Genomic DNA, 13,583 nt, shown 5'->3' with positions numbered 1-13,583 from the left:
GAAAAGCCAGTTCGTCACGCTGGTGAATGTCAATGGCCGCCATGGCGGGGGCCACTAGCCCTAGTGGGTGTCTGAGTCAACCGGATAGGCACGGATCATAGAACCATGTGAAAAGAAAAACGGAAAGCGGGGCCATTCGCAACCATAGTCGTACCAGCATGGCGCCGCACAGCCGTAGGCGGGCTATGAGCCATCGCCTTCATCGTTTCGCAAGCCGGCTTCGTCCGGACTGGAGGTCTGCAATGACAAAACGCAGTCGCCCGCGTTCAACCTCAAACGAACCCTGGTTTTTGCTGGCGCGTTCATCCTACCTGGCTGATCCAGCGGCGCCGACCGTGAGCGCGCTTGCCCTCGAAAGGGACCGTTCAAGGATGATCAACCTGAAGTGTCCCGTTTTGCGAGCACACTTATTCCGGTCAAGCGAAGTCGCAGCGTCAAACGCAATCGATCCTACTCTCAAAGCCCGATCGAAAGCCGCGCTGCCCACGTGACCTCGAACCCTGTCACACTGGGCCGCTTCGCTGCAAAGGTGCTGGTCGTCCTGGTGATCGGCGCCCTGGCGGTGGCCGCCTGGCAGCTCGCGGACATCGTGGCCCTGTTGTTCGGGGCCGTGCTGTCCGCGATTGGGTTGTGTGCCGCCGCGCGATGGATTGCGCGCCATACCGGCACGCCGCGGGGCATCGCCCTGGCAGGAGTCCTGAGCCTGGGTCTGGCAATTTTCGGGGTCGCGCTGTGGATATTTGGCTCGACGGTTGCAAAACAGTTCAACGATGTCCTTCAGGCGGCACCGGCCGGGTTCGAACTGGTCGTCAACCGCCTGAAGACGACCCCCTACGGCCAGGAGATTCTGGCTCAAGCCCATCGCGCCAATGTTCTGGGGGCGACAGGCTGGGCAACGGGGATCGTAGCCGCGACTGCAGGGGTCATCGTGCGCGGGCTCGGCTATGCGGTGATTGCCCTGTTTGCCGCGATCTATCTTGCCGCCCAACCCGCTCGCTACCGACGCCTGTGTTTTCGGCTGGTGCCGCCCCCCTACCAGGCCACGGCCGAGGGGCTGTTCCTCACGACCGGGCAGATCCTCGAGCGCTGGCTGCTTGGCCAGATTTTGGTGATGGCGACGATCGGCATCTTGAGCGGTCTGGGATTATGGCTGCTCGGCATTCAGGCCGCGTTTGCGCTGGGCCTGATGGGCGGGTTGCTGTGCTTCATTCCCTATGTCGGCGCGGTGCTCGCGGCGGTGCCAGCGACGCTGGTGGCATTGACGCAGGGACCGCTGGAGGCTGGATCGGTCATGCTGATGTATGCGGCGGTTCATTTCGTTGAAGGGAATTTCATCACGCCGATGGTTCAGGCGCAGGTGACATCGTTTCCCCCCGTGCTGGCCATTCTGTCGACGGTGGCGTTCGGCGTGCTGCTCGGCCCACTCGGTGTGCTGCTCGCCGCCCCGTTGACGCTGTTTCTGATGGCGGTGGTCGAAATCCTTTATGTGCAGCACGGGCTGGGGTTGGCGCCGAGCGCCGAGGGTGCTGGTGGCGTGCCGCGGCTTCGACCAACAGTGCCAAGCGAAGTCGTATAGAGGCCATTGGCGACCGGCCGAAACAATAACGGAGATCACCATGCGGCAAACTCACCGGGAAACCCATTTGATCGCGCGGATCGGCTGGCTGCGGGCAGCGGTCCTGGGCGCGAACGATGGCATCATATCGACATCGAGCCTGGTGCTGGGTGTTGCCTCCGCCGGCGGCAACGCGCACGGCGTATTGGTGGCGGGTGTTGCGGGGTTGGTCGCGGGTGCCATGTCGATGGCGGCGGGCGAGTATGTGTCGGTCAGTTCGCAATCCGATACGGAGCGGGCCGATCTGGCGCGCGAAGGCAGCGAGTTGGCCGGCGATCCCGGCGCCGAGACTGAAGAGCTCGCCCGGATCTACGTCGACCGTGGTCTGGAGGCCGGACTCGCCCATGAGGTTGCGCGGCAACTCATGGAAAAGGACGCGCTGGGTGCCCACGCCCGCGATGAACTCGGCATTTCGGAAGCGACGACGGCGCGGCCGGTGCAGGCGGCGATGGCCTCGGCCGCCACGTTCTCGGTTGGTGCCGCAGCACCGCTGATCCTGGTCTTGTTAGCCCCGGCGAGCGCGCTGCTGGCGGTGGTCGGGGTGGGGTCGCTGCTGTTCCTCGCCGTGCTGGGCATGATCGGTGCGAAAGCCGGTGGGGCAGGCTTGCTGAGGCCGACCCTGCGGGTGACGTTCTGGGGCGCGCTTGCCATGGGCATCACCACCGGCATCGGCGCCTTGATCGGCTCGGCGGTATGAGCGGCGTGATCGCGGCGGTCATCGACGGTGGGTTTGGATGATGCTTGCGCATGCCCGGTTGCGCGCGGCGGTTCTCGGCCTTGTCGTGGTCGGTTTGGCCGTGGGGCTGGTGGCCGATGCGCTGGGGTATCGGCAGTTCACGATCGTCGCCTGGGACGGTCCGGCCGCGATCGTGGCACTGGTGGTGGCGATCGATTTCATCGCCGGGCTGTGGCGGGGCACGCTCGGGGTCGATCTGATCGCGTTGCTGGCGATCGCGGCCTCGATCGCGCTGGGGCAGCATCTGGCGGGCGTGATCGTCGCCGCGATGGTCGCCAGCGGTGCGGCGCTCGAGGAATATGCCGGGGCGCGGGCGCGGCGGGAATTGGCGGCGCTGGTTTCGCGCACGCCGGTGATCGCGCATCGCACCCGCGATGGCGTGATCGTCGATATCGCGATCGCGGCGGTGGCCATCGGCGATGAGTTGATCATCAAGCCGGGCGAGGTCGTGCCGGTCGATGGCGCGGTGGTGCAAGGTCCGGCGATTCTGGACGAATCCGCCCTGACCGGCGAGCCGTTGCCGGTGACACGGGCAGTCGATCAAACGGTGCGCAGCGGCGTGTTGAACGCGGGCGGCCCGTTCGTCCTGCGCGGCACCGCGACGGCGGCGCACAGCACGTTCGAGGCGATCGTGCGGCTGGTCCGATCTGCCGAGCGCGAGCGGCCGCCGATGGCGCGGCTGGCCGATCGCTGGGCGGTCGCGTTTCTGGCGGTAACCCTGGCGTCGTGCGGCGCGGTCTGGCTCTGGACCGGTGAGGCGATGCGCGCGCTCGCCATCCTGGTGGTGGCCACGCCGTGCCCGCTCATCCTGGCGACGCCGGTCGCCTTGATCTGCGGCATTTCCCGGGCGGCCGGACGCGGCGTGATCATCAAGGGCGGCGGCGCGCTCGAGCGTTTGTCCCGCGCAAACGTCGCCCTGTTCGACAAGACCGGCACGCTGACGACCGGATTGCCACGGATGACCGGTGTCGAGGTGCTGGAAGGTTTCGCCGCCGCTGCGGTGCTGCACGATGCGGCATCGCTCGAGCAATTGTCGCAGCACGCGGTCGCGGTGGCGATTACCGCGGCCGGCGCTGCGGCATCGGCGCTGACCATTCCCATCGATGTCGCGGAAACGCCCGGCAGCGGGCTGGCCGGCCTGATCGGGGGGCGGCGCGTCATGGTCGGCGGCGCGGGTCTGTTGCGTGCCAATGGCATTATGCCGCCGGATGAGGGAAGCGCCGTTGCCCAGGCGCAGGCGGCGGCGGCGGCGGCGTGGGTCGCTATCGATGATCGGGTGGCCGGAGTGATCCTGCTGACCGATACCGAGCGCCCCGAAGCGATGACAACCGTGCAGGCCCTGCGCGCGGCCGGGTTCACGCGGCTGGTGATGCTCACCGGCGACCGCGCCGGCCCGGCTGAGCGGATCGGCGATCATTTGGGGCTCGATGCGGTGTTCGCGGCGTTGTCCCCCGCCGACAAGATCGCGCGGGTCCGCGCCGAACGGGCCTACGGCATGACGATGATGATCGGCGATGGCATCAACGATGCGCCAGCACTCGCGGCGGCTGATATCGGCGTCGCTATGGGTGCGCGCGGTGCGGCGGCGGCGGCGGAAGCGGCGGATGTTGTTTTGATGGTCGATCGGATCGACCGGATCGCCGAAGCGATCGCCATTGCACGGCGCGCGCGTCGAATCGCACTGCAATCGATCACGGTCGGGATGGGGCTGTCGTTCATCGCCATGGCGGTTGCGGCGTTCGGGTACCTGCCGCCGGTGCTTGGCGCTCTGTTGCAGGAAGTCATCGACATCATGGTGATCCTGAATGCCTTGCGCGCACTCGGTGGCGATCGAGCCGACGCGGCACCCGGTTCGATGCCTGGCGTCCGTGCCTGATCAAATCCGTCGTCGCCATCGATTTCTGTGGCTCCGATCCGCAAGTCTATCAACGCGTTGGCGGTAATCTCATCACAGACCTGTCCGCAATCACCGAGCCGCAGCTCGTTGCACTGGCCCTGAATGGTCATGCCTGATGACGGTGCCTGTGACAGTCAGATCAGCGCCGCTACCACGGCGATACCAGCACCCTGACCCGACTCATACAGCAACGCCGATATTCGACATCACGGGATCTTCATCGGTGGCGTCGTCAAGCCGGTCGACGTGGCAAACACGAGCGCTGGTTCGCATAAAGTGATGCGGGTCCCTGCAAGATCCTCGATAATCGAGGGCAGATCGTCCAGCGCGCCGATCATCGCGCGTTTGCCCGTGCGACGTGCAAAATCGCTTGCGGCGTCGACTTTCGGGCCCATCGAGCCTGCGCGGAAATCGGACGCATGCGCCGCCAGGGCGGTCGGACTGGCCGCCCTAATAAGTCGTGCGTCTGGTTTGCCGTAACCCAGGTACACCCCGGCCACATCCGTTACGATCACGAGCAGATCAGCGCTGACCATGCGTGCGATCATCGCACTCGAGGCATCCTTATCGATAACCGCCTCCACCCCCCGCCATAGTCCCGCTTCATTCCGTAGAACCGGTATGCCACCGCCGCCACCACAGATGACGAGTGCGCCTGCCCTAACCAATCGTGCAATCGACCGTCGTTCGATGATGTCCACCGGCGATGGCGACGCAACCACCCGCCGCCATCCCGCTCCATCAGCGGCAACCGACCAGCCGTGCGCCGCGGCGAGGCGGCGGGCATCCGTCTCGGCGTACACCGGCCCGATAGGCTTGGAGGGTGCCGCAAAGGCCGGGTCGTCCGCCGCCACTGCTATCTGCGTAAGCATAGTTACGATCTCGGTACCGGCTGGAAGGGCGTTTCGCATCGCGAGCTCGATCGCAAAGCCGAGCCAGCCCTGACTCTCCGCATCGAGCACATCGAGCGGCAGCTTTGACTCGGCCGGTCCGGCCGCCGATTGCAAGGCCAACAATCCGACCTGCGGGCCACTGCCATGTGTAATAATTATTTGATGGCCGGCATGGACGAGAGCCGCGATCGACTGTGCTGCGGCGTCGATCGCGGCTTGCTGATGGAGAGCGGAGAGAACGTCACCGCGTTTCAGCAGCGCATTGCCGCCCAATGCGATCAGGATGCGCATCACGCTAGCCCAGCGTGGCCAGTAAGATCGCCTTGATGCTGTGCATGCGGTTCTCGGCCTGTTCGAACACGATCGAGGCGGTGGATTCGAACACTTCGTCGGTCACCTCCATCGCGGTCATGGCGAACCGCGCCGCAATGTCGCGCCCGATACTGGTTTCGGTGTTATGAAACGCCGGCAGGCAATGCATGAATTTGACCAGCGGATTCCCCGCGGCGGCCATCAATGCCGCGTTGACCTGGTAGGGCTTCAGTAGATCGATCCGCTCGCCCCATTTGGTCTTGTCTTCGCCCATCGAAAGCCAGACATCGGTGTAGATGAAATCCGCCCCGGCGACCGCCTTTGCCGGATCGGCCTCGTAGCGGACCGAACCGCCGTTTTCCTGCGCAATGGCGTCGACATGGGTGATGAACGCGGCATCCGGCCGCAACGAGACCGGCGCGCCGATGGTCAGACCCATGCCCAGCTTCGCCGCCCCGGTTGCCAGTGAGCGTGCCATGTTGTTGCGGCCATCGCCCATGAAGGCGAAGCGGACGTCACTCAGCGATTTATGCGTGAATTCCAGCATGGTCATGAAATCGGCCAGTATCTGGGTCGGGTGCGACTGGTCGGTCAGGCCGTTGTAGACCGGCACACCGGCATAACGCGCCAGCGTCACCGCATCCGCCTGGCCGAAGCCGCGAAACTCGATCGCATCGAACATGCGCCCGAGCACGCGGGCGGTATCGTGCACGGTTTCCGCTTCACCGATATGGCTGCCGCTCGGGCCCATATAGGTAACATGCGCACCCTGGTCGTGGGCCGCGACTTCGAAACCACTGCGTGTACGAGTGGAATCCTTCTCGAAGATCAGCGCGATGTTCTTGCCCGCGAGTTGCGGCCGCTCTGAGCCGGCGCGATGGGCCGCCTTTAGATCTTTCGCGAGCGCCAGGAGGTAGCGCAATTCGGCGGGTGAAAAATCGTCGAGATCGATGACGCTGCGGCCGTGAAGATTGATCGGCATGATGGTATCTTTCGTGATGGGTAGTCAGATCGGATCGCGGGCCAGCGGGCAGGTCATGCAATGGCCGCCACCCCGCCCACGCCCAAGCTCAGCTCCCTCGATGGTGATGACCTCGATCCCGGCCTTGCGCAGCAGCGTGTTGGTGTAGACGTTGCGATCGTAGGCGATGACAACGCCCGGCGAGAGCGCGATGACGTTGTTGCCGTCGTCCCATTGTTCGCGTTCGGCCTCCGCCGCATCGCCGCCGGTGGCAATGCGGCGCAGATGCGGCACGCCGATTGCGGCGGCCACCACGGCGGTGAAAGGGTGTGGTTCGCGCACCACCGTGATGCGCCCGGCATCGTCCTCCGGGTAGAGCGAAAAACTGGTGATGTGATCGACGATATCGGGAAATACGGTCACCAGATCGCGGTCGCAGAAGGTGAACACGGTATCGAGATGCATGAAGCTGCGATCGCGTGGCATCAGGGCTGCAATCACGCGGGTCGCGGCGCCGTGCTGGAACAACCGGCGCGCATAGTCGGTGACGGCCTGCGGCGTCGAACGCTCGCCCATGCCGATCAGCACGATACCGCCAGCCAAAGGCATCACATCGCCGCCTTCCAGGCTGATTGGGCTGTAGTCCTGGTCGGACGCATCGAGATAGCGCACGAAATCGGCGTCGCGAAAGCGTGGATGAAACCGATAGACGCTGGCGGCGTTGATCGCTTCCGGACGGCGCGCGGGCCAGAACATCGGGTTGATGAACACGCCCTTGCCGACCCAGCAGGAGCTGTCGCGGGTGAACAACTGGTTCGGCAAGGGCGGCAGCACGAAATCATGTGGTGCGCGGGTGGCGCCGAACAGCCCGCCCGGCGTGAACGGCAGATCCGACCGCGTGATGCCGCCCACCAGATACGCAGCCAGCTGCACCGCGGACAATTCATCGAGCCAGGCACGAACTTCGCCCATCGTGCCGTGACCGAGGTGTCCGATATCGATGCGCCGATCGAGCAGCCAGGCGCGTGCCACCGGATCCGCCATGGTTTCGGCGAGCATGGCACCGAATTCGCGCACCACGACCCCGCGCTCGCGCATGGTATCGACGAAGGCGTCATGCTCCTGGCGGGCTTTTTTCACCCAGAGCACATCGTCGAACAGCAGATCACGGCAATTGCCCGGGGTCAGCCGGGTCAGGCTGAGGTCGGGCCGGTGCACCAGCACTTCCCGCAGGATCCCGACTTCGGAATAGGTGCCGAGCGGGGCGGGCACGATGGCGACCGACGGGTTCATGACATCGTTCATTGCCGCACCACATAGGTGAACAGCTTCACGCTGCCGTCGTCCTGGGTCTCACGGTACACACCCTGGATTTCGCTCTCGAAACCGGGAAACCGGTTGGCGGCGGCTTCGAACATCCGCAGGTAATCCACCATCGGGCGGGCGTGCTCATCGTAGCGCTCGCCCGGCACGATCACGCCGATACCGGGTGGATAGACCAGAGCGAGCGTGGCCGCGATGCGACCCGACAGCTGATCGAGCGGCAGATAGTCGACGTCGTTGCGGATGAAATGTTGCATCGCTTCCTGCGGGGACATGACGATTTCCGGAAAATGCGCGGCGCGGAACTGGTCGCGCTGCAAGGCGCTGACATCGTGCGCGCGGTAGAACTGGTGCATGTCGTGGCAAAGATCATACAAGCCGATTTTCGCGTAGCGCGCGCCGTGGCGCGCGGTGAAGTCGGGCAGCACCTCGATCAACGGGGCGTTGACATCGTGCAGCCGCTTGAAGCCGACCAGCGCGCTCAGCAGCGTGCCCGCCTTGCTCGATTCCATGCCCGGCGTGAGCAGGAACAGGATACTGTTCAGATCGTTCTTTTCTGGCACGATCCGATTTTCCCGGAGGTATTCGGCAAGAATCGCTGCGGGGATGCCGTGGTCCTCATAGCTTCCATCTACCCGTGAGAGGCCGGGGGTGATCAGGGTGAGTTTATTCGGGTCGGTCATCGCATAGCCGGGCGCAAGATGGGTGAAACCATGCCAGGCCGCGCCGGGTTCGAGCGCCCAGCACGCGGGGTCGCTGGCCAAGCGATCGGTCGGTGCATCCTGCCAGCGGATCATGCCCTGCGCGTCGTCGCCCGCGGCCGGGATGCGGTCGGGCACGAATGGATCGAAAAACCATGCCTCTGCCGGATGCCTCGCTGCGGCGGCGAACTCGTCCGACAATGCCCGGAGCTTCTTGCGCAACTCGATGCCGAGCCGGATCGTGTCATCCCACATCACATGGCCGGCGCGCCCCTTCATCATCTGTGCCCCGACATCGAGCGAGGCGAACAGCGGATAGAACGGTGATGTCGATGCATGCAGCATGAAGGTTTCGTTGAAGCGCTTGTGCGTCACCTGCCGCCGCTGCCCTGCGATATGATGATCCTTCACATGGATCTGCGACGCCTGCGAGAAACCGGCGAGTTGCTTGTGGGTCGATTGAGTCGCGATGATGCCGGCGTCATCGGCGCCCATGCCTGCCAGACCCATCGCAAACCGCCCGACGAACAGCGGATGGAACTTCATGAAGCCGGCCCAGGCTTCATCGAACAATATATAGTCACATAAGGGGCTCAGCTTGCGGTAGATCATCTCTGCACTGTAGATCGTGCCGTCATAACTGCATTGTTCGATCACCGCGACCCGAAACGGCTTGGCGGCGCGCGCCGCGGCGGGGTCGGTGACCAGCGGATGAGCCTCGATCCGTGCGCGGATGGCGGCCTCGTCGAGCGAGGCGAAATCGATCGGCCCGATCAGCCCCTGCGGGTTGCGGTCGGTCGGCAGATAGACCGGAATGCCGCCCGCATTGATCAAGGCACCATGATGGATGGATTTATGATTGTTCCTGTCGAACAGCACGAGATCGCCATGCGCGACGAGGGCGCCGAGCGCGATCTTGTTGGAGGTCGAAGTGCCGTTCAACACGAAATAGGTGCGGTCGGCGCCGAAAATCACCGCGGCTTCACGCTGGGCCTGCAGCGCGGGCCCTTCATGGGTCAGCAGATCACCAAGCTCGACGACTGAATTGTCCAGATCGTTGCGAAAGATCGCCTCGCCGAGATGCTCGACGAACAGCCGTCCGACCGGGCTCTTCCAGTAAAAGATTCCGCCGTTGTGCCCCGGACAGGTCCAGACCTGATTACCCTCTTCGGCGAAATCAACCATCGCGCCGAAGAAGGGTGTTTTCAACGTGGCGGCATAGATTTTCAGATGCCCGATCAAATTCTTCGCAATGAAGTCGGGCATGTCTTCGGCCAGAAACAGATAGCCGGTGACCTTCCCGAGGACCTCCACTGGGATTTCGTCTAGCCGATGCCGCCGGACCAGCAGGAAGATTGGCATCTCCAATCCGCGCGCCCGGATCGTCCCGATAAGTGCGTCAGTCTCGCTTCGCCAGGCGCCATCGCCCCATTCGAGCAGGACGCACCCGATTGCTGAATCCGTCCGCATCGAGGCTTCGGCATCAGCGACGGTTGCTGTTTCGGTCACGGCGTAGCCGCGGCGGGTAACCTCGCCAAGGATGTCGCGCAGATGGCAAGCCTCGTGCGACTCTTCGTGGAGGATGGCGCTGCATGCGAGGATGCCGAACAATGTATCGAATGACATAAGTGTGCGCTTTCCTTTTGATGGGCCGTGTTCTTTGGCGGTCAGGTGACTTTCACGATCCCTTTCGCAAACAGCACCAGGGCCACCGCGGCGACGCCGAGCAGCAGACCGACCGAGACGATCTCCCCTTTGGAAAACACAGGCTTTTGTGGAAAATGATCACGCTTGGCGTACCAGAACACCGGAATGCCGATCGCGAAAATGATAGTGGACATCAGAACGAACTCCGGGCCGGCGGCATAGAGCAGCCAGAGTGAATAGACCGCACCGAGCAGGCCGGTGACGAGCGCGGTGCGGCGACCCTCGGAGTGCGTTGCGACATAGCCGGGCTTCGATGCATAGAGCGCAAGAAACAGCGTGCTGGTGAAATATGGCGGCAGGATCATAACGCCGCAGATATCGATCAGCCACAGCCATGCGTTGTGCGCGAACAGAACGACGAACATGGTGATCTGCATGACCACGCTGGACACCATCAGCGAGGGCACCGCCGCATGAAACCTATTTTCGCGGGCGAGGAATTTTGGAAACACCCCGCCTTTGGCACCTTCGAACGGAAGCTCCGCGGTCAGTATGGTCCATGCTAGCCAGCACCCGAGCACCGCGATCAGCAGCGAGATGTTTACGAAGACCGCACCCCACCGCCCGACCACAGCAGAAAGCACATAAGCCGCCGAGGGGTTTGCGAGCTTGGCGATTGCGCCCTGATGCATGATGCCGAACGGCATGATCGAGAGCAGCGCATACAGTAGCGTGCACACGCCAAGTCCAATGAACGTCGCCGGCCCGACATCCGACATCTTGCGGGCCCGGTCAGAGACGACCACCGCGGCTTCAATGCCGATGAACACCCACAGCGTCACCAGCATGGTGCTTTTAACCTGCGTAAACACGCTGCCGAGGTGGTTCTTCTGGCCCCAGACGTCGAAGGTGAAGTGGCCGCCGGTCGCATAATAGGACATAATCAGCAACGCGAAGCCGATCGTCGCAATATTCAGCACGCTTGCCAGAACATTGAGTGCCGCTGTTCGCTTCACCCCGGTCATCACGATAAAACACATCACCCAAATCAGCAAGGAAGCACCGATCAGCGACGCCCAGTTCTGTCCGTTACCGAATATTGGAAAGAAATAGCCTAGGATCTGCATAATTAGAACCGCGAAGGCTACATTGCCGAAGGCCGCACTGAGCCAATACCCCCATGCCATCTGGAAGCCAGCGAACGGTCCGAACCCGTCCTGCGCGTATGAATAAATCCCCGCCTTGAGATCAGGCCGCTTGTCTGACAGGATACGAAAACTGTTTGATAGAAAATACATTCCGATAAAGGTGATCACCCAGGCGATCACAATGGCCGCGATCCCGGCACCCTGTGCCATGTTCTGCGGCAGGTTGAACGATCCGCCACCGATCATTGAGCCCACGACGACGCCGCTGAGCAGAATGACCCCCAGCTTACGGCTTTCTGGTTGGCCTGCAGTCGCCGAAGGTGTGATCAGCGGTGGAATAATTTGGTCCATGACGGTTGTTCCTCGGTGCGCCCTGCTAAATCCCGGCCGGGAAGTCTTATCGGGCTCGGTGGGCCACCGCGTTGATCTGGATCAACCGATGCCTAATTCGTCGCGCCGCCACCGGCCGGTGTTTCGGACGTGCGTGACATGCTGTTCGCCGCGGTGCGCCGGGCGGCATGAACGCTCCGGTGATCGCACCACCTATCGCAATGGCTATCGCGACCGTACCCTCGATACCCGCCTCGGCAGCCTGCAACTCCGCATCCCAAAGCTTCGGCAAGGCAGCTACTTCCCGCCGTTCCTCGAACCCCGCAAAACCTCCGAGAAAGCGCTCGTCGCGGTGATCCAAGAAGCCTGGGTGAGCGGCGTGTCCACCCAACGCGTCGATGATCTGGTTCAAGCCATGGGGCTCACTGGGATCAGCAAGAGCACCGTCAGCAAGCTCTGCAAAGATATCGACGACCGCGTCAACGCCTTCCTCGACCGCCCCCTTATCGGCGACTGGCCCTATCTCTGGCTCGATGCCACCTATCTCAAGCAACGCGAAGGGGGTTCGCATCGTCTCGGTCGCGGCAATAATCGCTGTGGCCGCCAATACCGAGGGAAAGCGCGAGATCGTCGGCCCGCACATCGGACCGTCCGAAGCCGAAACCTTCTGGGCAACCTTCCTCAAGAGCCTGGTGCGCCGCGGCCTGCGTGGCACCAAGCTTGTCATCTCCGATGCGCCAAGGGCTATGAAGCGACTTCAATGGCCGATCTCACCCAGGCGATGGGTATAGGATCGCCGAGCCTCTATGCCGCGTTCGGATCGAAGGAGGCTCTCTATGCGGAAGTGTTGCGCCACTACGCCGAGACTAAGCAACATCTCGTATGGTCCACCTTCCAGTCTGCCCATACCGCGCGCGGTGCGGTCATGTCCTTCCTCATGGACTCGGCCGCGGCGCTGACCGGTTGCGTCGCGAACTTGCCACGCGGCTGTATGGTGACGCTCTCGACGGTCGGCAGCGAAGGCCATGCCGAACTGGGGGAGATCGTCCGAAACGCACGCGCCGTCACGTTCGACCGGGTGGAAGCGCGTCTCGCGTCAAGCCGTGACGGATGGTGAGATCGCTGCATCAGTTGACCTTCACGCGCTCGCCCGGTTTGTGCAGGCAGTTCAGGCTGGCATGTCGATTCTCGCCCGCGACGGGGCGAGCCGATCCGAGCTGGAGGACATGACCGAGATAGCGATGTCCGGATGGGACGCCCGCACACGTGACGCTGGATAGGCGCATTGCCAGACAATCGAGTCCGTCTCTCAGATCACGAATGCTACCAACACGATGGTCGCGACCGTTCAAGATTACCCTCTCCCCTCCTCCGACTTTCCTCAAAACGTGGTTTGGACAAAAAAGTATGGTTTACGTACGCCAGATGTAAACGCATCAAGAACAATTATCCGTGTCCTTATCCGGACATTACGGCATTAGTCATATGGTTGGAGTACCAGATTGGCAGGCACTTTTGGACGTGTCCAATGAGCTTGTCATTCCTGGACAATCGCAGGATATCGCCATTCTTGTTTCGTGAGCCTTTTTGGCTCGATGGTTAGTGTTGGGCACGCATCCCGCAGATCGTTCGTGCCAGATGAAGTTCACCTTTTTTTGCCCGTGAGACCATGCCGTGGAAATATGCCCCTGCGCTGCCGCGGAAGTGGCTTTGTGGTTTTGCCGAAACGATAGCGACAGCGATTGCTACCTGCTCTCGTCCCATTGCCAGGCACGCATCCCCCCAAATAGATTTCGATATTCCGAGTTCCTCCTCGGACTCGAGCAGTTCTCGGACGGCCCTGACCTCCTCGACGTCGTTGACCATCGGGACCATGATGCGCACGTCCCCGTGCGCGGTCGCCCGCAGGATCGCGCGGAGTTGCGTGCGGATACTGATTGCGCTGGGCGCGGCGCCGGACCGCATCACCATGACCGACATTGAGGGGGTGATTTATCAGGGCCGCCCCAAGCTCGACCCG

The 13,583-nt window shown here is 62.9% G+C and carries 9 protein-coding genes and 2 pseudogenes; 5 read left to right on the top strand and 6 right to left on the bottom strand.

Annotation, left to right across the window (positions count from 1 at the left end):
- Window positions 1–487: 487 nt before the first annotated feature.
- Genes B7X49_RS13515 through B7X49_RS13505 form a run of 3 tightly spaced genes read left to right on the top strand, consistent with a single transcriptional unit; the run spans window position 488 to window position 4,227 of the window.
- Window positions 488–1,576: an AI-2E family transporter gene (locus B7X49_RS13515; RefSeq protein ID WP_286704776.1), complete on the top strand. Its 1,089-nt coding sequence runs from the start codon at window positions 488–490 to the stop codon at window positions 1,574–1,576.
- A gap of 40 nt (window positions 1,577–1,616) precedes the next feature.
- Window positions 1,617–2,312 (top strand): VIT family protein, encoded by a 696-nt coding sequence (locus B7X49_RS13510; RefSeq protein WP_286704777.1) that lies wholly within the window; start codon window positions 1,617–1,619, stop codon window positions 2,310–2,312.
- 40 nt (window positions 2,313–2,352) lie between these two features.
- Window positions 2,353–4,227, top strand: a complete 1,875-nt coding sequence (locus B7X49_RS13505) for a heavy metal translocating P-type ATPase (RefSeq protein WP_286704778.1) — start codon at window positions 2,353–2,355, stop codon at window positions 4,225–4,227.
- A 227-nt stretch (window positions 4,228–4,454) separates the two neighbouring features.
- Here B7X49_RS13505 and B7X49_RS13500 read toward each other — a convergent pair whose 3' ends face one another.
- Genes B7X49_RS13500 through B7X49_RS13480 form a run of 5 tightly spaced genes read right to left on the bottom strand, consistent with a single transcriptional unit; the run spans window position 4,455 to window position 11,584 of the window.
- Window positions 4,455–5,432, bottom strand: coding sequence for a carbamate kinase (locus B7X49_RS13500; protein WP_286704779.1), 978 nt, complete (start codon window positions 5,430–5,432; stop codon window positions 4,455–4,457).
- Window positions 5,433–5,436: 4 nt separating this feature from the next.
- Complete coding sequence (gene argF, locus B7X49_RS13495) at window positions 5,437–6,435, bottom strand: ornithine carbamoyltransferase (protein ID WP_286704780.1); 999 nt, start codon at window positions 6,433–6,435, stop codon at window positions 5,437–5,439.
- Window positions 6,436–6,459: 24 nt separating this feature from the next.
- Window positions 6,460–7,707: an arginine deiminase gene (locus B7X49_RS13490; RefSeq protein WP_286704781.1), complete on the bottom strand. Its 1,248-nt coding sequence runs from the start codon at window positions 7,705–7,707 to the stop codon at window positions 6,460–6,462.
- Window positions 7,708–7,715: 8 nt separating this feature from the next.
- Window positions 7,716–10,064, bottom strand: coding sequence for an Orn/Lys/Arg decarboxylase N-terminal domain-containing protein (locus B7X49_RS13485; RefSeq protein WP_286704782.1), 2,349 nt, complete (start codon window positions 10,062–10,064; stop codon window positions 7,716–7,718).
- A gap of 41 nt (window positions 10,065–10,105) precedes the next feature.
- A complete protein-coding gene (locus B7X49_RS13480) occupies window positions 10,106–11,584 on the bottom strand; it encodes a basic amino acid/polyamine antiporter (RefSeq protein WP_286704783.1) in 1,479 nt (492 codons plus the stop codon).
- Between the two features lie 157 nt (window positions 11,585–11,741).
- Between B7X49_RS13480 and B7X49_RS13475 the strand changes: the two are divergent.
- Together B7X49_RS13475 and B7X49_RS13470 are read left to right on the top strand one after the other, a co-directional pair.
- A pseudogene (locus tag B7X49_RS13475) lies at window positions 11,742–12,315 on the top strand (transposase); the annotation flags it as partial.
- Window positions 12,316–12,323: 8 nt separating this feature from the next.
- Complete coding sequence (locus tag B7X49_RS13470; protein WP_286839750.1) at window positions 12,324–12,680, top strand: TetR/AcrR family transcriptional regulator; 357 nt, start codon at window positions 12,324–12,326, stop codon at window positions 12,678–12,680.
- Window positions 12,681–13,162: 482 nt separating this feature from the next.
- Here B7X49_RS13470 and repC read toward each other — a convergent pair.
- A pseudogene (gene repC / locus B7X49_RS18930) lies at window positions 13,163–13,372 on the bottom strand (replication initiation protein RepC); the annotation flags it as partial.
- Window positions 13,373–13,583 lie beyond the last annotated feature (211 nt).

The sequence above is a fragment of the Acidiphilium sp. 34-64-41 genome, from assembly GCF_002282635.1.
In the GTDB taxonomy this organism is placed as follows: domain Bacteria; phylum Pseudomonadota; class Alphaproteobacteria; order Acetobacterales; family Acetobacteraceae; genus Acidiphilium; species Acidiphilium rubrum.
The sequence above is the reverse complement of the archived record's forward strand: the minus strand, read 5'-3'. Positions and strand labels throughout refer to the sequence as shown.

What these genes read in the sequence shown, in the direction of transcription:
- B7X49_RS13510 (WP_286704777.1), top strand. Translation starts at nt 1,617, where the DNA reads ATGCGGCAAACTCACCGGGAAACCCATTTGATCGCGCGGATCGGCTGG.
- B7X49_RS13505 (WP_286704778.1), top strand. Translation starts at nt 2,353, where the DNA reads ATGCTTGCGCATGCCCGGTTGCGCGCGGCGGTTCTCGGCCTTGTCGTG.
- B7X49_RS13500 (WP_286704779.1), bottom strand. Translation starts at nt 5,432, where the DNA reads ATGCGCATCCTGATCGCATTGGGCGGCAATGCGCTGCTGAAACGCGGT.
- argF (WP_286704780.1), bottom strand. Translation starts at nt 6,435, where the DNA reads ATGCCGATCAATCTTCACGGCCGCAGCGTCATCGATCTCGACGATTTT.
- B7X49_RS13490 (WP_286704781.1), bottom strand. Translation starts at nt 7,707, where the DNA reads ATGAACCCGTCGGTCGCCATCGTGCCCGCCCCGCTCGGCACCTATTCC.
- B7X49_RS13485 (WP_286704782.1), bottom strand. Translation starts at nt 10,064, where the DNA reads ATGTCATTCGATACATTGTTCGGCATCCTCGCATGCAGCGCCATCCTC.
- B7X49_RS13480 (WP_286704783.1), bottom strand. Translation starts at nt 11,584, where the DNA reads ATGGACCAAATTATTCCACCGCTGATCACACCTTCGGCGACTGCAGGC.
- B7X49_RS13470 (WP_286839750.1), top strand. Translation starts at nt 12,324, where the DNA reads ATGGCCGATCTCACCCAGGCGATGGGTATAGGATCGCCGAGCCTCTAT.